Source organism: Streptomyces sp. NBC_00820 (genome assembly GCF_036347055.1).
Classification (GTDB): domain Bacteria; phylum Actinomycetota; class Actinomycetes; order Streptomycetales; family Streptomycetaceae; genus Streptomyces.
This window is the reverse complement of the sequence record NZ_CP108882.1, coordinates 3087892-3107345: the sequence shown is the minus strand read 5'-3', so window position 1 is coordinate 3107345 and position 19454 is coordinate 3087892. Positions and strand designations below refer to the sequence as shown.

The following is a 19454-nucleotide window of genomic DNA, read 5'->3' as shown; positions in this document are numbered from 1 at the left end:
GGGCATGACGAAGATCGTCAACCACTGGATCGGCGGCAAGACCGCCGAAGGCGCGTCGGGCACGTACGGGCCGGTCACCGACCCGGCGACCGGCGCGGTCACCACGAAGGTCGCCTTCGCCTCCGTCGAGGAGGTCGACGCGGCGGTCGCGGCCGCGAAGGACGCCTTCGCGACCTGGCGCCACTCCTCGCTGGCCCAGCGCACCACGATCCTGTTCAAGTTCCGCGCGCTGGTCGACGCCCATCGGGACGAGATCGCCGGGCTGCTCACCGCCGAGCACGGCAAGGTGCACTCCGACGCCCTCGGCGAGGTGGCACGCGGTCTGGAGATCATCGACCTCGCGTGCGGCATCACCGTGCAGCTGAAGGGCGAGCTGTCGACACAGGTCGCCACCAACGTCGACGTGTCCTCGATCCGCCAGCCGCTCGGCGTCGTCGCGGGCATCACGCCGTTCAACTTCCCGGCGATGGTGCCGATGTGGATGTTCCCGCTCGCCATCGCGTGCGGCAACACCTTCGTGCTGAAGCCGTCCGAGAAGGACCCGTCGGCGTCCGTCAGGATCGCCGAGCTGCTCGCCGAGGCCGGCCTGCCGGACGGCGTCTTCAACGTCGTGCACGGCGACAAGGTGGCCGTAGACCGCCTCCTGGAGCACCCGGACGTGCGTGCCGTCTCCTTCGTCGGCTCGACCCCGATCGCCCGCTACATCCACACCACCGCCTCCGCGAACGGCAAGCGCGTCCAGGCCCTCGGCGGCGCCAAGAACCACATGCTGGTCCTGCCCGACGCCGACCTCGACGCGGCCGCCGACGCGGCGGTCAGCGCCGCCTACGGCTCCGCGGGCGAGCGCTGCATGGCCATCTCCGCGGTCGTCGCGGTCGGCGCCATCGGCGACGCCCTCGTGGAGAAGATCCGCGAGCGCGCCGAGAAGATCAAGATCGGCCCCGGCGACGACCCCGCCTCCGAGATGGGCCCGCTGATCACGGCGGCGCACCGCGACAAGGTGGCGTCGTACGTGGCGGGCGCGGCCGACGAGGGTGCCGAGGTCGTGCTCGACGGCACCGGTTACACCGTCGAGGGCTACGAGGACGGTCACTGGATCGGCATCTCGCTGCTCGACAGGGTGCCGGTGACCGCGAAGGCGTACCAGGAGGAGATCTTCGGCCCGGTGCTGTGCGTGCTGCGCGTGGACACCTACGAGGAGGGTGTCGCGCTCATCAACGCCTCGCCCTTCGGCAACGGCACCGCGATCTTCACCCGGGACGGCGGCGCGGCCCGCCGCTTCCAGTTGGAGATCGAGGCCGGCATGGTCGGCGTCAACGTGCCCATCCCGGTCCCCGTCGGCTACCACTCCTTCGGCGGCTGGAAGGACTCCCTCTTCGGCGACCACCACATCTACGGCAACGACGGCACGCACTTCTACACCCGCGGCAAGGTCGTCACCACCCGCTGGCCCGACCCGTCCGAGGCCCCGACGGGCGTGGACCTGGGGTTCCCGCGCAATCACTGACCCGGTACGGCACGGCGCCCCGGTCTCCCTTCCCGGGGGAGGGACCGGGGCGCCGGTGCGTGTTCCGGCACGTCCGGATTCCGGACGTGCTGACATTTTTTTGAAACGTCGGCTGCGATTCCCGTTCAGGTGGGATGAAACGGGTGTCGAAAGGGCTGAGCCGAATTGACCTTTGAAAACAAGGTCACGGTCCGGCGTGGCTTGATGGATGCACCTACAAGGCTTCATGGCCTGGGAAAGTGATGCCGCGTAAGGCAGTCGCCACGTGCGGATTCCGAAGGTGAACGGCCATTGACGGGACGGTTTTCGTCGGGGTTCTCTATGCGGCACCGGGAGCGGGCGAGAAGGACGTACGACGATCCGCCGGAGGCGATAGCGCTCCCGATCCCACACTCGAGCACCAGTCGATCGGAACCGCCGCATGAGCGACACGCTCCGCCCCGTCGAGACCGCAGTCATCGAGGCCTCCGCGGCCTCTGACAGCCCCGACGGTCCCCAGAAGCTCAAGCGTTCCATCGGCGTCGTCGGCGGCACCCTGCTCACCCTCTCCTGCGTGACCCCCGCCTCCACGCTCTTCGTGGTCGTCCCCGACCTGTTCGGCACCCTCGGCACGGCCACCGCCCTGACCATCGCCATCGGCTCCCTGCTCTGTATCGCGGTGGCCTTCTGCTACGCCGAGCTGGGCACCCTCATCCCGAGCGCGGGCGGCGAGTACGCCATGGTCTCCACGCTGGCCGGACGCCTCGCGGGCTGGCTGGTCTTCGTGCTGTCCCTGCTCGTCGTCGTGATCGTGCCGCCCGTCATCGCCATGGGCACCGCCGACTACCTCGCCCCGATCGCCCACCTCGACCCCGCGATGACCGGGGCCGGCGTGATGCTGCTCGCCACCCTCGCCGGCCTGCTCGACCTGCGCGCCAACGCCTGGATCACCGGCATCTTCCTGGTCCTGGAGGTCGTCGCCGCCGGAGTCGTCGCCCTGCTCGGCTTCACCCACAGCCACCGCGGCGTGGACAGCCTGGTCTCCATGCGGGTGGCCGGCGCGCACGGCCACACGGACACCGTGACCGCCATGCTGGTCGTCTCCGGACTCGCCATCGCCCTCTTCGTCACCCAGGGCTTCTCGACCGCCGTCTACCTCTCCGAGGAACTGGAGAACCCGCGCCGCAACGTCGCCCGCACGGTGCTGGCCACCCTCGCGATCTCCACCGTGGTCATCCTGGTCCCGGTCGCCGCGATCACCATGGGCGCCGGCGACCTGAAGGAACTCACCGGCGGCGACATCAGCTCCATGGTCACCGCCTGGTCGAACTCCGCCGTCGGCACCTTCGTGAGCCTCTGCGTCGCCCTCGCGATCATCAACGCCGGCATCGTCATGGTCATCCAGAACTCCCGCGTCCTGTTCGCCTCCGCCCGCGACAAGGCCTGGCCCGAGCCGGTCAACAACGTCTTCTCCAAGCTCGGCCGCTTCGGCTCCCCCTGGGTCGCCACGCTCGCCGTCGGCGTCCCCGGCGCGCTGCTCTGCTTCGTCAACCTCGACACCCTGTACGGCGTCACCGGCGTCTCGGTGACCGCCATGTACCTGCTGGTCGCGGTCGCCGCCCTGCTCGCCCGCCGCGGCTCCCACCGGGACACGCCCGCGTGGCGGATGCCGCTGTGGCCCGCCATGCCGGTCCTGCTGATCGCCGTCCTCGCCTACATCCTCACCCAGCAGGAGGCGAGCTACCTGCTGTGGACCGGCGGCATCACCGCGGCCGCCACCCTCTACTGGGCCCTCTACCTCCGCCCGCGCCGCGAGACCCGCTGGCTGGTGTCGGTCCCCGAGGACGTGCAGGTCTGACACGCGGCCCGCGCGGCGGCCACACGGCTGTCGCGCGAGGTTCCGGTACCGCGTCCGAAGTACGCCGGGACGGGCCCGTACTCCCCAAGGAGGGGCCCGGGTTCAGCCCACGGACAGCAGCCGATGTCGGTGGCGGCCCGTACCGTTGACGCATGGATCTTCGAGTGCCCGCGCTGCGAGGGCTGCTGAAGGGAGCCGCGATGGGGGTCCCCCCTGCTCGAACGAAGCTGAGAGCTTGGGGGAGCATGGCCGCCGCGGCCGCTGTCGTGGTGCTCGCCGGCGCCGGCACCTGGACGGCGGCGACCGCCTCCGCCGACGTCCCCGCGGTGCACCGGGCCGACCGGGTCATGACCATGACCGACGGCACCCGCCTGGACACCTCGTACTTCACCGCCGGTCCCGCAGGCCGCCGCCCCGCCGTCCTGCTGGCGCACGGCTTCGGCGGCAGCAAGGACGACGTACGGCAGCAGGCCGAGGACCTGGCCCGGGACGGGTACGCGGTCCTGACCTGGTCGGCGCGCGGCTTCGGCCACTCGACCGGCGAGATCGGCCTGAACGACCCGCGGCACGAGGTCGCCGACGTCTCCCGGCTCGTCGACTGGCTGGCGAAGCGCCCCCAGGTCCGGCTCGACCGGCCGGGCGACCCGCGCGTGGGCGTGGCCGGTGCCTCCTACGGCGGCGCGATCTCCCTGCTCGCCGCCGGACACGACCGCCGGATCGACGCCATCGCCCCGGCCCTCACCTACTGGAACCTCGCCGACGCCCTCTTCCCCGACGGCGTGTTCAAGAAGCTGTGGACCGGCGTCTTCTTCACCACCAGTGGCGGCTGCGCCCGCTTCGAGGCCGCCCTGTGCCGGATGTACGACCGCGTCGCCGAGTCCGGCACCCCGGGCGCCGCCGACCGCGCACTGCTGGAAGCACGCTCACCGTCCGCCGTCGCCGGACGCATCAAGGTGCCCACCCTGCTGGTGCAGGGGCAGACCGACTCCCTGTTCACCCTCGCCCAGTCCGACGCGGCCGAGAAGGCCATCCGCGCGAACGGCGCCCCGGTCGACGTCGACTGGACCGCGGGCGGACACGACGGCGGCGACCTGGAGACCGACCGGGTGCGCGGCCGGGTGCGGGCCTGGTTCGACCGCTACCTCAAGGACGACACCTCCGCCGGCACCGGACCGGCCTTCCGCGTCACCCGCACCGGAGGCGTCAACTCCACAGACGGCGCCGCCCAGTTGCGCGGCGCCAGTGCGGACGCCTATCCCGGCCTGCGCTCCCACCCGCACCCCGTCGCCCTCAGCGGCGGCGAGCAGCGCGTCACCAACCCCGCCGGAGCCAGTCCGCCCGCCATCTCCGCGCTGCCCGGCCTCGGCGGCGCCGGAGGCCTGTCCCAGCTGTCCGCGCTCGGCGTCGGCGTCTCCCTCGACTTCCCCGGCCAGTACGCCCGATTCGACTCGGCACCCCTGCGCACCGGCCTGCGCGTCACCGGCTCGCCGACCGTCACCGTCCACGTCTCCGCCACCAGCGACGACGCCGTCCTGTTCGCCAAGGTGTACGACGTCACCCCCGACGGCACCCGCCAGGTGCTCCCCGCCCAGCTCGTCACCCCCCTGCGCGTCACCGGCGCCAAGGCCGGCAAGGACGTCACCGTCACCCTCCCGGCGATCGACCACGAGGTGCCGAAGGGGCACCGCCTCCGCCTGGTCCTCGCCGCCACCGACCTCGGCTACGCCTCACCGGCCGCCCCGGCCACCTACACCGTCTCCGTCAAGGGAGACCTGAGCGTGCCCACGGCCCCCGCCGTCACCACCGCCGCGGCCCCGCTGCCCGCCTGGGTGTGGTGGCTGCCCCTGGCCGGCGCGGGCGCCGCCCTCGCCCTGCTGCTCACCGGCCGCCGCCGGACCACCGCCCCCGCACCCGACCCGGAACTCGCCGAAGTCCCCTTGCGGATAAGCGGCCTGAGCAAGCGCTACGCCGGGGCCGCCGACCTCCCCCGAGCTCTCGGCTTCGCTCGAGCAGGGGGGACCCCCACCGCGGTGCGTGAGCTCTCCTTCCGCGTGGAGAAGGGCCAGGTACTCGGCCTGCTCGGGCCCAACGGCGCGGGCAAGACCACCACCCTGCGCATGCTGATGGGCCTGATCCGGCCGGACGGCGGCGAGATCCGCGTCTTCGGCCACGCCATCCGCCCCGGCGCACCCGTGCTGTCCCGGGTCGGCGCATTCGTCGAGGGCGCGGGATTCCTGCCGCACCTGTCCGGCCGGGAGAACCTGGAGCTGTACTGGCGGGCCACCGGCCGCCCGCCCGAGGACGCCCACCTGGACGAGGCGCTCCGGATCGCCGGCCTCGGCGACGCCCTCGCCCGCGCGGTGCGCACCTACTCCCAGGGCATGCGCCAGCGCCTGGCCATCGCCCAGGCCATGCTCGGCCTGCCCGACCTGCTCATCCTGGACGAGCCCACCAACGGGCTCGACCCGCCCCAGATCCGCGAGATGCGCGAGGTGATGATCCGCTACGCGGCCGGCGGCCGCACGGTGATCGTCTCCAGCCATCTCCTCGCCGAGGTCGAGCAGTCCTGCACCCACCTGGTGGTGATGGACCGCGGCCGGCTCGTCCAGGCGGGCCCCGTACGGGACATCGTCGGCTCCGGCGACACCCTGCTGGTCGGCACCGGCACCCCCGTCGAGGAGCCGGTCGTGGAGAAGGTGGCCGCGCTGCCCGGGGTGGCCTCCGCCGTACGCGCCGAGGACGGGCTGCTGGTCCGCCTCGAACCCGGCGGCACCGCCGAGCGGCTGGTCGTGGAGCTGGTCCGCCTGGAGGTGCCCGTCGCCTCGGTCGGCCCGCACCGGCGCCTGGAAGACGCCTTCCTCACCCTGATCGGAGGTACCCCGTGAGCACGCTCACCGAGCCCGCCGAGGCCGCCTCCGGCTACCGCGCGGGCCGCACCCTGCCCCTGCGCGTGGAGCTGGTCCGCCAGCTCACGCGGCGCCGCACCCTGATCATGGGCGCGATCCTCGCGGCCCTGCCGTTCGTCCTGCTCGTCGCCTTCACCATCGGCGGCAGCCCCGGCGGCCGCAACAACCGGATCACGCTGATGGACACGGCCACCGCGTCCGGCGCCAACTTCGCCGCGGTCAGCCTGTTCGTCTCGGCGGGCTTCCTGCTGGTGATCCCGGTCGCCCTGTTCTGCGGGGACACGGTCGCCTCCGAGGCGAGCTGGTCCTCCCTGCGCTATCTGCTCGCCGCGCCCGTGCCCCGGGCCCGGCTGCTGTGGTCCAAGCTCGCCGTGGCCCTCGGGCTCAGCCTCGCCGCGATGGTGCTGCTGCCGGTGGTGGCCCTCGCGGTCGGCACGGCCGCCTACGGCTGGGGCCCGCTGCAGATCCCCACCGGCGGCCAGCTGGACGCCGGCGATGCGGCCCGGCGCCTGGTGATCGTGGTGGCGTACGTCTTCGTGTCCCAACTGGTCACCGCGGCACTGGCGTTCTGGCTGTCGACGAGGACGGACGCCCCGCTCGGCGCGGTCGGCGGCGCGGTCGGCCTGACCATCGTCGGCAACGTCCTGGATGCCGTCACCGCCCTCGGCCACTGGCGGGACTTCCTGCCCGCGCACTGGCAGTTCGCCTGGGCCGACGCCGTCCAGCCGCAGCTGGAATGGTCCGGCATGATCCAGGGCGCCGCGGTCTCGGTGACCTACGCCCTCGTCCTGTTCGCCCTGGCCTTCCGCGGGTTCGCCCGCAAGGACGTGGTCTCCTGAGCCGGTGCGGCGGCTCCCGCGCACCGAGGCCGTCGGCGCCTTCCCGCTGATCCAGGGGGAGTTCACCGAGGACGACGGGCCACCGGCCCCCGCCTTCGAGGTCCCGGCGGCACAACGCGACGGCGGGCCACCGGAGAAGACCGGTGACCCGCCGCCGCGGAGGACCTGGATCAGCCGTTGCCGGCACCGTTGCCGGACAGGGCGGAGATGTCGTCCAGGAGGTGCGAGAGCGGCTCGTCGCCCTTGGCCTGGGTGGAGTTCTCCACGCACTGCTGGTTCTGCGGCGAGGACAGGACCGGGATGTCCTGGACGCCGACGTTGACCAGGGCCAGGATCGACTGGGCGTTGACCTTCGCGGGCAGGCCGATGCAGGGCTTGTTCAGCGAACCCTGGACCAGCGAGAGCTGCGGGCTCATGTCGCCGTACGTGGCCGAGTTGCCGAACGCCTGGGTGGCGTCGTTGCCGCTGAAGGAGGTCGTGCCGTGGTCGTCGCCGATGGCAAGGGCCTGCGGGGCGGCCGCACCCGCGAGACCGGCGACGGAGGCGGCGACGGCCGCGGTTGCCCACAGCTTCTTCATGTTCGTTCCCTTTCGAAAAGGCGGACTCCGGGGAGGAGCTGCGTGATCGACAACGGTGCGGAGCCCTTCGGGGTTGCGGTCTTTGCCTCGATCGGGTCAGCGCACTCCGTCAGGTTCACGCGCGCCCCCTGTGCCGCGCGGTGCACCTGAACCGCGGTACGGCCGCCCGGCTCACCCACCCCACACACGGCAGCCCCGCGTACCCGGCCGGCGGACGTCCGGCCGGGGACGCGGGGACACGCCGAAGGGCCGCCGAAAAGCTCGGCGGCCCGACGGAGGGGCCGTGCGGGACCCCGGGGATCTCCGGATCAGTTGTTGGCGGTGCCGTTGCCGGACAGGGCGGAGATGTCGTCCAGGATGTGCGAGAGCGGCTCGTCGCCCTTGGCCTGGGTGGAGTTCTCGACACACTGCTGGTTCTGCGGCGAGGACAGGACCGGGATGTCCTGCACGCCGATGTTGAGCAGACCCACCAGGGACTGGGCGTTGACCTTCGCGGGCAGGCCGATGCAGGGCTTGTTCAGCGAACCCTGGATGAGCGCCATCTGCGGGCTCATGCTGCCGTAGGTGGCCGAGTTGCCGAACGCCTGGGAGGCGCCGTTGCCGCTGAAGGAGGTCGTGCCGTGGTCGTTGCCGATGGCCAGGGCCGGCGACGCGGCGACGGCGGAGGCGCCGACGACGGAGGCGGCGACCGCGGCGGCGGCCAGAACCTTCTTGATCACTTGTGATTCCCTTCTGGAGAAACCCCGTCCACCGGAGCCATCGGGGTCAACTGCCCGCCATGGCGATCGGTTGCTCCCGTTCACTCCAATGGACCACATGGGGCCATGCGGCGCGCACGGGCGACCGTCCTCGGAATTCCACGGGTTCCGTACCGCCGAACGATCCGAACGGGTGATACCCCGCAACCAAAACGCCGTGGCCGGGTTGATGCCGGACAGGAACGTGCGTCTTGGCGAGGAGCCGAGGAGCCAGGAAAGGAATACCGAAATGCTGAAGAAGGCAATGGCCGCTGCGGTGGTCGCCGCGTCCTTCGTCGGTGTGTCGGCGGCGGCAGCCCCCCAGGCGCTCGCCATCGGCAACGACACCGGCACCACGTCGCTCAGCGGCAACAACGCGGCCGAGTCGTTCGGCAACAACGCGACCTACGGCAGCATGAGCCCGCAGGCCACGCTGGTCGGCAGCTCGCTGAACAAGCTCTGTGTCGGCCTGCCCGTCAAGGCGGACGTCCAGTCGGTCGTGGCCGTCCTCGCCAACGTCGGCGTCCAGGACATCCCGGTCCTGTCCTCGCCGCAGAACCAGCAGTGCGCCGAGAACTCCACCCAGGCCAAGGACGACGAGCCGCTCTCGCACGTCCTGGACGACGTCTCGGCCCTGTCCGGCAACGGCACCGCCAACAACTGACCCCTCGCGGTCCGAAAGGCCGTCCGGGCGCGTGCGGAGTTTCCGCACCGCCCGGGCGGCCTTCGCTTTTTTCTGAAGAAGCGTTTCTCCTGCGATTTCCCGCGCACGCCGCGGACTCGGATCCGGCCGATTCCGCCAACGTGTCAATTTTGTGAAGGCGTTCGAGTGAATTCCGGGGCGACTCGCGTTCCATAGTTTCTTCGGCTGTCTATGCCTCGTTTTACAGCCTGCTGGTCATGGTGCGAGCCGTTCAAGCTGTGCTCGCTCGGTTTCGGCCGACATAGGGGCATGACCGCAGAGAAGGGAAACTCCATGAAGAAGAGCGCTGCTGTCATCGCCGGTGCGATCCTCGCCCTGGGTGGTGCGGTGCCCGCCTTCGCCGACTCCGGTGCCACGGGCGCCGCTGTCGGTTCCCCGGGCGTCCTGTCCGGCAACACGGTCGAGATCCCGGTTCACGTGCCGGTCAACGTGTGTGGCGACTCGGTCGACGTCATCGGTCTGCTGAACCCGGCGTTCGGCAGCGCCTGCGGCAACGACTGACACAGGTAACACAACGCACCAGCCCACGGCTGCGTTCAGGCCGGCCTCGGACCGTCGATCCTTCGATTACGTGTTCCGAGGCCGGCCTTCCCACTTCTTCGAGCAGGAAGACAACCACATTGCGACAGACCCTCAGCAAGGGCATGGTCGTGGCCGCTGCCGCCGCAGCGACGGGTGTGATGTCCTTGTACGGCGGCCAGGCGCTCGCCGACTCGGGCGCGCACGGCACCGCACAGGGCTCGCCCGGTGTGCTGTCCGGCAACACCGTCGAAGTGCCGGTGGACGTCCCGGTCAACGCCTGCGGCAACTCCGTCGACGTGGCGGCCGCGCTGAACCCCGCGTTCGGTAACTCCTGTGCGAACAGCCACGGTTCGAAGACACACGCCGGTGCCTCGCACACGCCCGCGTACGGCGACTCCGACGACGACTCCGGTTACGGCTCCCCGAGCCCCGCGACCACTCCGCCCGCCTACGGCGGCGAGGAGACCACCCCGCCCGCGTACGGCGGCAACGAGAGCACTCCGCCCGCGTACGGCGGGGACGAGACGACCGCGCCTCCGTACGGCGGCGAGGAGACCACTCCGCCCGCGTACGGCGGCAACGAGAGCACTCCGCCCGCGTACGGCGGGGACGAGACGACCGCGCCTCCGTACGGCGGCGACGAGACCACTCCGCCCGCCTATGGCGGGGACGAGACCACTGCGCCTCCGTACGGTGGGGACGAGACCACTGCGCCTCCGTACGGTGGGGACGAGACCACTGCGCCTCCGTACGGTGGGGACGAGACCACTGCGCCTCCGTACGGTGGGGACGAGACCACGGCGCCTCCCTACGGTGGGGACGAGACCACGGCGCCTCCCTACGGTGGCGGCGAGACGACCACCGCGCCTCCCTACGGCGGTGGAGAAACCACCACCCGGCCCCCCTACGGCGGCGAGGAGACCACGCCTCCCCCGTACGGCGAGCACTCCACCCCGCCCGGCGGCCACCACACCCCGCCTCCCTACGGCGGCGAGGAGACCACGCCTCCACCCCACGGCGGCCACCACACCCCGCCTCCCTACGGCGGCGAGGAGACCACGCCTCCACCCCACGGCGGACACCACACCCCGCCTCCGCATGGTGGTCACCACACGCCTCCTCCCCACGGCGGCCACCACCACGGTCCGCCGCCCTCACTTCCGCACACCGGTGGCGATGCCCGCGCCATGATCGCGACCTCGGCCGCGAGTGCGGCGCTGATCGTGGCCGGTGCCGTTCTGTACCGGCGAGGCCGAGCCGCGTCTCGTCGGTAACGCGTCGGGTGCCGGACCTCAGTGCCCGGCACCCCGCCACCCGCGACTCCGCCCGCCAGGCGGCACCCCGGCGCCGTACCGCCAGGGAGCCGTATCGCATCCTTCAGTGCCGGGCCCCGTCCGGCACCTCGCCACGCCGTCCGGCCGGAATCCGCCAGCCGGCCGGCCCCTCCCGCAGTCGTCGCCGTACCCCGCGCACCAGCGTGTCCGCCGTGAAGGACGCGCCGTGCACGAAACGCATCGCCGGGCCGAAGTCCGCGGCCGTGACCAGACCGGCGAGGAACAGCCCGGGGTACGACGACTCGAAGTCCAGGCCCACTTCCGGCGCCCCGCCGGCGCCGGTGGCCAGCAGCGCGCGCAACCCGGGGCAGACCAGGCGCAGTCGCTCGCGGCCCACCCGGAAGCCGGTCGCCGCGATGACGTGGCCGGTCTCCAGCACCCGCCTGCCGCCCCGCCGCCCGGCCGTCTCCAGGCGTAGTCCGCCCGGCACTTCACGCGCCGCCACCAGCTCATGGCCGAGCAGCGCCGCCACCCGGGGCTCCACCCGTTCACGCAGCCACCAGGCGCCCGCCGGGCCGCGCGCGTCCACTGCGAGCCGGGCCCGGGTCCGCGCCGGCAGCCGCCGGTACAGGTCGGGCCGTTCGGCGTAGAACCCGTTGCGCCAGCCGCGGCCGAGGGCGCTGTGCGGGGCCCGGGCCGAGTGCCACCACGGGCGTTCGAGGGCGGACGGGACCGGGTTCCAGCGCAGTCGCTCCGCGCGGGCCAGCAGCCTTACCCGCGTGCCCTGTTCGGCCAGCAGCGCGGCCGTCTCCAGGGCCGACTGGCCGGCGCCGAGCACGGTGACATCCTGGTCGCGGAACCGTTCTAGGTCGCGGTGGTGGCTGCTGTGCGAGACGAGGGCGGACGGCACTCCGCGCAGCGGCGCGGGCAGCTCGGCGAACGGCGGCACGCCCACGGCCAGCGCGACCGTCCGCGCGGTGAGCCTCTCCCCGTCCTCGACGTTCACCTCGAAGCCGCCCTGGCAGGGTGCCACCCCGGTCACCGTCCGCTCGTCGGGCGGCGGCACGGCGTTGCGGGCGAACCACAGGCCGTACTCGGTGAACACCTCCAGCGGGAGGGGATCGGCGTGCGGGACCGTCGTCCCGCGGGACGCGCGGAACGCGCGGAACACATCGAGGCGCCAACGGCCTTCCGGATCCGAGAGGTTGGTCGCCCACGGCGCCGACTCCAGGAGCATTCCCCGGGGCATGTGGTCGAGCCAGGTCGCCATGGGCCGCCCGAAGACCCGCACGTCCAGTCCGGCCGCCACCGCGTGCGACGCGACGGACAGGCCGTAGGGACCCGCCCCCACCACCAGCAGGTCGTACATCAGCAACCGCTCGCTTTCTCCGCGGCCCGGGCCGGCCGGCTCACCCGTGCGGCGCCCGGGACCACCTGAAAGCCGTAACCGCACTGGCGGCATCCGTATCGATGTGACTGGGTGTCAATAACAAGGAGCGCGCGCCGGGAAGGCAGTCGCGTGGAGAGAGGGCGATCATGGCTCGACAGCAGCGAAGGGTCCGGCGCCCGCGACTGGCCGTGGTCGCGGCGACGATCACCGCGTCGGTCGCCCTGACGGCCGGTCCCGGATTCGCGGCGGGAGGGACACGGGCGACCGATCATCCCGCTCCCGCACCGACGGCTCTCGCACCGAGCGCTTCGGCACCGACGGCTCCTGCACCGAGCGCATCGGCAGCGACCGCACCTACGCCGACCGCTCCGGCGGCGGCTGATCCGACGCCCGCCGCACCGACGCCGACGACTCCGACGCCGACGACTCCCGCACCGGTCACTCCGGCACCGGCAGCTCCCGCGAAGACGTATCCGGCCTTCGGTGCCTTCCTCGACTCCGGGGCGCTCGGAGTGGCGCGGATGGCCGGGCTCAGTCACTGGCTCGGCGACGCGGAGCTGAAGGTCGCGCACACCTATCTGCCCGGCGACCACTGGGCCGACATCGAGGGCGCGCCCGGCTTCCTGGACGTGTGGGCGCACTGGCGGCGCGAGAAGGCGGACCGCACCCTCGTGCTCAACGTGCCCATGCAGGAGCGCAACGAGGACAACCTCTCCGACGCCCAGGTGCGCCTGCTGCTGCGGCTGGGCGAGGCGGGACAGTTCGACCGGCACTTCCGTGCCCTGGCCCAGCGGCTGGTGGCGCTGGGCGTGCCGGACACGGTGCTCGTGCTCGGCTGGGAGATGAACGGCGCCACGTACACCCACCGCTGCGGACCGGACCCGGAGGCCTGGAAGGCGTACTGGAAGCGGATCGTCACCACCATGCGGTCGGTGCCGGGCCAGAGGTTCCGGTTCGACTTCGCGCCGAGCCGCGGCCGCGACGCCGTGCCGTGGACCGAGTGCTACCCGGGCGACGACATGGTCGACGTCATCGGCATGGACTCCTACGACCAGCCGAGCGGCCTGTCCTTCGACGAGCAGGTGGCGGAACCCTACGGCCTCCAGCAGCAGGTGGACTTCGCCAAGGCCCACGGCAAGCCCGTCTCCTATCCGGAGTGGGGACTCTTCAGCAACGGGGACAACACCGAGTACATGCGGCGCATGCTCGCCTGGATCGACGAGCACAAGCCGCTGTACAACACGCTGACCGATTACTGCCCGCACGGGGTGTGGCAGTGCTCGCGCAACCCCCGGTCCTCCGAGGTCTACCGGTCCGCCCTGTACGGCCGCACCGACCAGCCGGCCCCGGAACCCACCCCGACCCCGACCCCGACTCCGACCCCGGTCGTCAAACCCACCCCGACCCCCACTCCGAGCCCAGTCGTCAAGCCCACCCCGACCCCCACTCCGACCCCGGTGGTCAAGCCCACCCCGACCCCGACACCCACCCCGACCCCGGTGCAGGCTCCCGCGCCCACCCCCGTGCCCGTCACGAGTCCTCCCGCCAACTGCTCGCCGCTGAACCTCGGTGACTGGGTCGAGTACTGGCTCGGCGGAAAGCTCTGCCTGCGCTTCGACTGGTGGTCGCGGAGCCGCTAGGGGGTGTCTCTTCGATCTTCGTGGATCAGGGCGTCGCGGACCCGCGAAGATCGGGGAGACACCGCCTAGTCCCGGTCGCGTTCCTTCCACCGGTGCAGCACCTCCTTGCCCCGCTGCCGGGCGGCCGCGTCCAGCAGCGCGGCCGACAGCAGTGGGGCGGTGCTCCGCCGGGCCAGCAGCAGCCGCCGGTTGACGACCGGTTCGGGACGCCAGTGGTGCTTGTAGGGCTCGTCGCCGCGCAGCAGACTCAGCGCCCCGTGCCCGCCCGCGACGGTCCGCTCGGTGCACGCGTCCAGCAGCATCACGGCCACGTCCGCCCTGGTCTCGCGCAGGCGCGGATGGGCGCCGTACAGATAGCCGCCGGCCAGGCTCCGGGACAGCAGGGTCAGGTCGACGGCGACCACGTCCGCGCCGATCCGGAACTCCGTCACGACGGCGTTCCCGGAGCGCACCATCGGACCCACCGCGCGCGCCAGATGCTCGCGGAACCGGGGACTGAGGTGCTCGCTCGTCACCTTCCGGTCCTGCCACTGCAAGCGGTGCAGGGCCAGCAGCCGGTGCAGGGCGACGTCCACCTCCATCGGTCCGGCCACCCGCCGCGTCACCCCCAGCGCGGTCAGCTTGCGGAGCTTGGCGCGCACCCGCTGGGCCTTGCCCGACGGCAGCCGGGCGACCAGTTCGGCCATGGGCACCGCGGGCAGCTCCAGGCACAGCGAGTCCGGCACCCCGCGGCGCGGCCCGCGCCAGCGGTCGTGGATCCGCTCGGCCACGGCGCCCGGGCGGACCTCGCGCAGGTCGATCAGGGCCGTGCGCGCCGCCGCCGACAGGGCCTCGGTCAGGGCGCCGAGCGCGCGTCCGTCGTCGGCGTCGTCCAGCAGTACGTCCGCGTAGTCCGAGATCGCCCCGCCGAGCGGCACCAGCGCGGGCAGCGGCCGGCGGACCAGCATCAGCGGGGCCGCCGCGACCAGATCGCGTCCGCGGCGCACCAGTAACAGCCTGAGCCGGCGCGGCCTGCCGTACGACTGCCACCACGAGTGCAGCCACGCGTGGCTCTGGAACGGGGTCGCGGCGGCGCACCGCTTGTACAGCCGTCCCCAGGCCGGGGCCAGCGCGGCGAAGGCCCGTTCGTCGGTGACGAGTTCGGTGACGAGTCCGGCCGCGGCCGTGGGCTGCGCGCGGTGCCTGGTGCGCGCCGGGTACGTGGCCGTCACAGCGGACGGTGCGCGTCGGCGGCGAGAGTCGGACCGGGCAGCGAGGCCGGCCGCGCGGGTTCCTCCTCCGGCCGGCGGCCCGGCCGGACCAGCAGCGCCAGCCCGCCGAGCAGCCCGCCGGCGCTCGCCCCGACCAGCGCGGTCACCCCCGCCGAGGCCGAGGTCGGCGTGCTCGGCGGCACGGCGGGCGCGAACCGCTGGAGCCCGACGTGGGTGTCGGCCTTGGTGGCGTCGGCGTGCTGGGCCAGGGAGACGGCCACCGCGTTGGCCATGGCGGCGGCCTGGGCGGGGCGCGCGGAGGTGGCGGAGACGGCGACCATCGGCGCGTCCGGCGAGGTGGCCGTGCGCACGCTGTCGCGCAGGGTGTCCAGCGGCACGCCCGCGCCCGCCCGCGCCTCGGCCAGTACGACGTCCTGGGTGGCGACCCGGCCGTAGACCTGCGCGAAGCCGAGCGCGGAGGCGGTGTCGGAGTGCTCGGTGGGTACGGCGACGAGGTAGCTGGTGGCCGTGTACACCGGCGGTTTCAGCACGCCGTAGGCGCCGCCGAGCAGGCCGCCCGCGAGCACGCCGGCCGCCACCAGCGACCAGGGCGGGAGGGTACGGCCGCCCGGCGGACGGGAGGCGGTGCGATGGCGCCGGGAGTGGGTCTCGGTCATGACGGGCTGACTTTCTGCGGGGAACGGGACGAGGGGACCGTGCGGGCCAGCGCCGACGCGTAGACGTCCATCAGCAGGGCGGCGCTGCGGGTGATGCGGTAGTGGCGGGCCGCCTCGGGGGCGGTGCGCGGGCCGGGCTCGGCCGCACGGACCTCGGCGAGCGCGCGGGCGTAGGCGTCGGCGCCGCCCCGGACGCGCCGGGCCCCGGGGGCGGCTTCCGGGGACAGGTCCTCGACGGCCGGGCAGGAGGCGTACCGCACCGGCAGCCCGGCGGCCAGCGCCTCGATGACGGCCAGTCCGAACGCCTCCTCCGGGGACGGCGAGGCGAGCACGTCCATCGCCGAGGCCAGCGCGGGCAGGTCCGGGCCGGGTGAGCCGTCGGGGACGCACGGCCGTTCCCCGGTGAACAGCACCCGGTCGGCGACCCCGGCCTCGACGGCGGTGCGGCGCAGGGCGCCCTCCTCGGCGCCGCCGCCGGCCAGCAGCAGCCTGCAGTCGCCGGGGAGCCGGGCGAGCGCGTGCACGAGGACGTCGAAGCGCTTGCCGGGCGCGAGCCTGCCGATGCCGCCGATGACGAACGCGTCGTCGGTCAGGCCGAGTTCGGCGCGGACGCGCAGCCGTCGTACCGGGTCGAAGCGGAACCGGTCCAGGTCGATGCCGTTCGGTACGACCGCGATGCGCGGCCGGGGCACGCCCCAGTGGGTGAGGCGGTCGGCGACCGTGGGCGACACGGCGACCGTGACCCGGCCCAGCCGCTCCCCGGCCAGGTACAGCGCGCGCACCCCCGCCGTGAGCGGCCGGCCCTCCATCTGCGAGTCGCCCAGGGAGTGTTCGGTGGCGACGACCGCGCGCACCCCGGCCAGCCGGGCCGCGATCCGGCCGTACAGGCAGGCCCGGTAGAGATGGGTGTGCACGAGGTCGTAGCCGCCGCGCCGGATCAGCCGGGCCAGGCGGGGCAGCGCGCCCAGGTCACGGTTGCCCGCCATGCCGAGGTGGGACACCCGCACCCCGTCGGCGGCCAGCCCCTCGGCCACCGACCCGGGGTTGGTCAGCGTCACCACGTCGCATGTGAGGGGCAAGTGGCGCAGCAGCAGCCGGAGTTGCTGCTCGGCGCCGCCCACGCCGAGCCCGGTGATGACATGCAGCGCCCTCATCACAGCCCCTCGACCGGTCGGCGCCGCAGCCGGTGCAGCCGGTACTTCAGGAACAGGCGGGCGGCGGTGTCGTCCTGCCCGACGTACACGCGGGGCAGCGCGAACGGGCCGGTCAGCCCGCCGGGGTCGATGGCGCAGGCGTAGTCGTAGCCGGCCCGCCGTACGGCGTCCACGGCGCGCTGGTCGACGGTGCCGTAGGGATAGCAGAAGCCGGCGACCGTCGCGCCCGTCAACTCCTGGAGCGTGGAACGGCTTCCGGCCGTCTCGGCTCCGAGGACGGTGTCGTCGGCGCGGGTCAGGTCGACGTGGGTGAGGCCGTGCGAGCCGATCTCCACGCCGGCCCGGGCCGCGTCCCGGATGCCGTCGGCGGTGAGCAGCGGCTTGCGCGGGCCCAGCGGATCCCAGGCGTTGACGCCGCCGAGCCGGCCGGGCAGCACGAACAGGGTCGCCGTACAGTCCCAGCGGGCCAGCAGCGGAAGGGCGTGGGTGAGGAAGTCGGCGTAGCCGTCGTCGAAGGTGAGGCCCACCAGGCCGCGGCCCTCACCGCGGGCGCGGGCGGCGAGCAGCTCGGCGACGGACACCCCCCGCAGACCGCGCCCGCGCAGCCAGCGCAGCTGCCGCTCCAGCCGGCCGGGCGTGACCGTGACGCGGTACGGGTCGTCGGAGCGGTCGCCGACCGAGTGGTACATGGCGATCCACGGGACCGGGCCGGGTCTGGCCGGGCCCGAGGAGTCGGCGCGGGGGACGGACTCAACGGAAGACGGCATGGGCGAGCCTTCGGGTGTGGGCGGTCATGGAACGGAACGCGGGAGCGAAGCCCTGGGCACCCAGGGCCCAGCAGAGCAGGACGAAGACGACGGTCACGGTGACGCCACCGGCGGCGAACCCCGCGAGGGGAGCGGTGGGCCGGGCCGCCACGAGCGCCCCGGCCGCCGTGGCCGGCACCGCGGCCCCCAGCGGCCGGCCCAGCTCACGCAGCACGGGCCCGGTGCGGACCGGCACCCCACGCGGGCGGCCGTGCCGGGCGGTGCGCATGCCGCACAGCAGCAGGGCGGCGGTCAGCGTGATGCCGGTGGCGTTGGCGGCGGCGATCCCGGTCACGCCGTACGCGCCGACCGTGCCGGCGCCGATCAGGGAGGTCGCGGCGATCCCGGCGGCCATGGCGCCGACCGGGTACCAGGTGGCGCGGCCCGCCGAGAAGTAGGAGCGGACCAGGACACCCGTCAGGGTCTGGCCGAGCAGTCCGAGCGCGTACACCCGCATCACCCCCGCGGTCGCCGCGGTGTCCCGGGCGGTGAACGCGCCCCGCTGGAAAAGCAGATGGACGATCTGCGGTGCGCAGGCCACCACGGCGGCGGTGCCGAGCAGCACCAGGCAGGAGGCCACCGACAGGTCCCGCTCCACCCGGATCCGGGCCCGCTCGGTGTCGCCCTCGGCCAGCGCCCGCGCCACCACCGGGAAGGTGACCGTGCACAGCATCATCGACATGGTCATCGGGATCTGCGCGATCTTCTGGGCGTAGTTCAGGTGCGAGATGGCCCCGGCGGGCAGGCTGGAGGCGAGAAACCGCTCGATGAGCACCTGCGACTGCCGGCACAGCGCGAACAGCAGCACGGTGGCCATCAGCGGAACGTCCAGGGGGCGCGGCGCCCCGCCCGTGTCGGGTCCGCCGCCGCCCGTCACCCGGCGCGCGCGGAACTGGCCCACCAGCGACGGCAGTTGGGTGAGGACCATCAGCACCCCGCCCACCGCGACCCCGAACGCCGCCGAGCGCACCCCCCAGGCGCCGCCGAGCGCGAACATCGCCGTGACGATGCCCGTGTTGTAGGCGACGTAGATCGCGGCCGGTGCCAGGAAGCGGCGGTGCGCCCGCAGGGCCGCGCTGCAGTACCCGGCGAGGCCGAAGCTGACCACGCAGGTCGCGGTGATCCGGGTGCAGTCCACGGCGAGCCCGGGGTCGGGCAGACCGGGCGCCAGGACCTTGACGACCCCCGGGGCCGCCACGGCGACCAGCGCGCCCACGGCGGCGAAGGCCAGCGCCAGCCGGGGGAGCGTACCGGCGATCAGGGACCGTACCGGGTCCCCGGCAGCGCCCCGCGCCCGGCGGGCCAGCGCCACGCTGAACGCCGGGATCAGCGCGAACGCCAGCCCGTCCTCGATGAGCAGCGTGGCCGCGAACTCCGGCACGGTCCACGCCACCAGGAAGGCGTCCGTGTCCCGGCCGGCCCCGAACAGCCGCGCCAGCGACTGGTCCCGCACCAGCCCCAGCAACGCCCCCGCGACCGAGAGGGAGGCGGTGAGGAGGGTGGCCTTGGCGAGCGAACGGCCGGTCAGGGGGGCTTGCCGTTCGGGGGCGGGCGCGGGAACCGGGACCGGAATGGGGGCGGGAACGGGCGTGGGGGCGGCCGCGACGGTGGGGGCGGTCGGGGTGGTGGGCGCCGGGTGGCGAGGGGCGCGGTCGCCGCCGGTCGGCCCGGTCGGACCGGCCGGCGGGGCCATG

Annotated in this window: 16 protein-coding genes; 8 read left to right on the top strand and 8 right to left on the bottom strand. The window is 73.3% G+C overall.

Going from position 1 to position 19454, the window contains the following annotated elements; all coding sequences use genetic code 11:
* The first annotated feature begins 4 nt into the window (after positions 1-4).
* The 4 genes from mmsA to OIB37_RS14100 all read left to right on the top strand — a co-directional run bounded on the left by mmsA (position 5) and on the right by OIB37_RS14100 (position 7089).
* Positions 5-1507, top strand: a complete 1503-nt coding sequence (gene mmsA, locus OIB37_RS14115; RefSeq protein WP_330457936.1) for a CoA-acylating methylmalonate-semialdehyde dehydrogenase — start codon at positions 5-7, stop codon at positions 1505-1507.
* Between the two features lie 421 nt (positions 1508-1928).
* A complete protein-coding gene (locus OIB37_RS14110) occupies positions 1929-3344 on the top strand; it encodes an APC family permease (RefSeq protein ID WP_330457935.1) in 1416 nt (471 codons plus the stop codon).
* A gap of 152 nt (positions 3345-3496) precedes the next feature.
* Positions 3497-6229 (top strand): CocE/NonD family hydrolase, encoded by a 2733-nt coding sequence (locus OIB37_RS14105; RefSeq protein ID WP_330457934.1) that lies wholly within the window; start codon positions 3497-3499, stop codon positions 6227-6229.
* Complete coding sequence (locus OIB37_RS14100; RefSeq protein WP_330457933.1) at positions 6226-7089, top strand: ABC transporter permease; 864 nt, start codon at positions 6226-6228, stop codon at positions 7087-7089. The genes OIB37_RS14105 and OIB37_RS14100 overlap by 4 nt, the downstream gene beginning before the upstream one ends.
* A 170-nt stretch (positions 7090-7259) precedes the next feature.
* On the opposite strand, the gene OIB37_RS14095 is transcribed toward OIB37_RS14100, so the two are convergent.
* On the bottom strand, positions 7260-7667 hold the full coding sequence (locus OIB37_RS14095; protein WP_330457932.1) for a rodlin: 408 nt from the start codon (positions 7665-7667) through the stop codon (positions 7260-7262).
* 308 nt (positions 7668-7975) lie between these two features.
* Complete coding sequence (locus tag OIB37_RS14090; RefSeq protein ID WP_330457931.1) at positions 7976-8386, bottom strand: rodlin; 411 nt, start codon at positions 8384-8386, stop codon at positions 7976-7978.
* A 268-nt stretch (positions 8387-8654) separates the two neighbouring features.
* On the opposite strand from OIB37_RS14090, the gene OIB37_RS14085 reads away from it, so the two are divergent.
* The 3 genes from OIB37_RS14085 (at position 8655) to OIB37_RS14075 (ending at position 10903) form a co-directional block, all read left to right on the top strand.
* Complete coding sequence (locus OIB37_RS14085) at positions 8655-9068, top strand: rodlin (RefSeq protein ID WP_330457930.1); 414 nt, start codon at positions 8655-8657, stop codon at positions 9066-9068.
* A 288-nt stretch (positions 9069-9356) separates the two neighbouring features.
* Positions 9357-9608 (top strand): chaplin, encoded by a 252-nt coding sequence (locus OIB37_RS14080; protein ID WP_330457929.1) that lies wholly within the window; start codon positions 9357-9359, stop codon positions 9606-9608.
* 119 nt (positions 9609-9727) lie between these two features.
* On the top strand, positions 9728-10903 hold the full coding sequence (locus tag OIB37_RS14075) for a chaplin family protein (RefSeq protein ID WP_330457928.1): 1176 nt from the start codon (positions 9728-9730) through the stop codon (positions 10901-10903).
* A 103-nt stretch (positions 10904-11006) separates the two neighbouring features.
* Here OIB37_RS14075 and OIB37_RS14070 read toward each other — a convergent pair whose 3' ends face one another.
* A complete protein-coding gene (locus OIB37_RS14070; RefSeq protein ID WP_330461847.1) occupies positions 11007-12272 on the bottom strand; it encodes an NAD(P)-binding domain-containing protein in 1266 nt (421 codons plus the stop codon).
* Positions 12273-12439: 167 nt separating this feature from the next.
* On the opposite strand from OIB37_RS14070, the gene OIB37_RS14065 reads away from it, so the two are divergent.
* The gene (locus OIB37_RS14065; RefSeq protein ID WP_330457927.1) at positions 12440-13933 is read left to right on the top strand and encodes a glycoside hydrolase family 26 protein; all 1494 of its coding nucleotides are present in this window, start codon (positions 12440-12442) and stop codon (positions 13931-13933) included.
* 65 nt (positions 13934-13998) lie between these two features.
* Here the strand turns inward: OIB37_RS14065 and OIB37_RS14060 are convergent, their stop codons facing one another.
* The 5 genes from OIB37_RS14060 to murJ are packed head-to-tail and all read right to left on the bottom strand — an operon-like array spanning position 13999 to position 19453.
* Positions 13999-15144 (bottom strand): GNAT family N-acetyltransferase, encoded by a 1146-nt coding sequence (locus OIB37_RS14060; RefSeq protein ID WP_443058149.1) that lies wholly within the window; start codon positions 15142-15144, stop codon positions 13999-14001.
* Entirely contained in the window at positions 15141-15800 is a 660-nt protein-coding gene (locus OIB37_RS14055) for a lipopolysaccharide biosynthesis protein (protein ID WP_330457926.1), read from the bottom strand. Before OIB37_RS14055 ends, OIB37_RS14060 begins: the two co-directional genes overlap by 4 nt.
* Positions 15797-16954, bottom strand: a complete 1158-nt coding sequence (locus tag OIB37_RS14050; RefSeq protein ID WP_330457925.1) for a glycosyltransferase — start codon at positions 16952-16954, stop codon at positions 15797-15799. Before OIB37_RS14050 ends, OIB37_RS14055 begins: the two co-directional genes overlap by 4 nt.
* Positions 16954-17721 (bottom strand): polysaccharide deacetylase family protein, encoded by a 768-nt coding sequence (locus OIB37_RS14045; protein WP_330457924.1) that lies wholly within the window; start codon positions 17719-17721, stop codon positions 16954-16956. Before OIB37_RS14045 ends, OIB37_RS14050 begins: the two co-directional genes overlap by 1 nt.
* Entirely contained in the window at positions 17705-19453 is a 1749-nt protein-coding gene (gene murJ, locus OIB37_RS14040) for a murein biosynthesis integral membrane protein MurJ (RefSeq protein WP_330457923.1), read from the bottom strand. The genes OIB37_RS14045 and murJ overlap by 17 nt, the downstream gene beginning before the upstream one ends.
* Position 19454 lies beyond the last annotated feature (1 nt).

What these genes read in the sequence shown, in the direction of transcription:
- OIB37_RS14070 (WP_330461847.1), bottom strand. Translation starts at nt 12,272, where the DNA reads ATGTACGACCTGCTGGTGGTGGGGGCGGGTCCCTACGGCCTGTCCGTC.
- OIB37_RS14110 (WP_330457935.1), top strand. Translation starts at nt 1,929, where the DNA reads ATGAGCGACACGCTCCGCCCCGTCGAGACCGCAGTCATCGAGGCCTCC.
- mmsA (WP_330457936.1), top strand. Translation starts at nt 5, where the DNA reads ATGACGAAGATCGTCAACCACTGGATCGGCGGCAAGACCGCCGAAGGC.
- OIB37_RS14065 (WP_330457927.1), top strand. Translation starts at nt 12,440, where the DNA reads ATGGCTCGACAGCAGCGAAGGGTCCGGCGCCCGCGACTGGCCGTGGTC.
- OIB37_RS14050 (WP_330457925.1), bottom strand. Translation starts at nt 16,954, where the DNA reads ATGAGGGCGCTGCATGTCATCACCGGGCTCGGCGTGGGCGGCGCCGAG.
- murJ (WP_330457923.1), bottom strand. Translation starts at nt 19,453, where the DNA reads ATGGCCCCGCCGGCCGGTCCGACCGGGCCGACCGGCGGCGACCGCGCC.
- OIB37_RS14045 (WP_330457924.1), bottom strand. Translation starts at nt 17,721, where the DNA reads ATGCCGTCTTCCGTTGAGTCCGTCCCCCGCGCCGACTCCTCGGGCCCG.
- OIB37_RS14105 (WP_330457934.1), top strand. Translation starts at nt 3,497, where the DNA reads ATGGATCTTCGAGTGCCCGCGCTGCGAGGGCTGCTGAAGGGAGCCGCG.
- OIB37_RS14080 (WP_330457929.1), top strand. Translation starts at nt 9,357, where the DNA reads ATGACCGCAGAGAAGGGAAACTCCATGAAGAAGAGCGCTGCTGTCATC.
- OIB37_RS14095 (WP_330457932.1), bottom strand. Translation starts at nt 7,667, where the DNA reads ATGAAGAAGCTGTGGGCAACCGCGGCCGTCGCCGCCTCCGTCGCCGGT.
- OIB37_RS14085 (WP_330457930.1), top strand. Translation starts at nt 8,655, where the DNA reads ATGCTGAAGAAGGCAATGGCCGCTGCGGTGGTCGCCGCGTCCTTCGTC.
- OIB37_RS14055 (WP_330457926.1), bottom strand. Translation starts at nt 15,800, where the DNA reads ATGACCGAGACCCACTCCCGGCGCCATCGCACCGCCTCCCGTCCGCCG.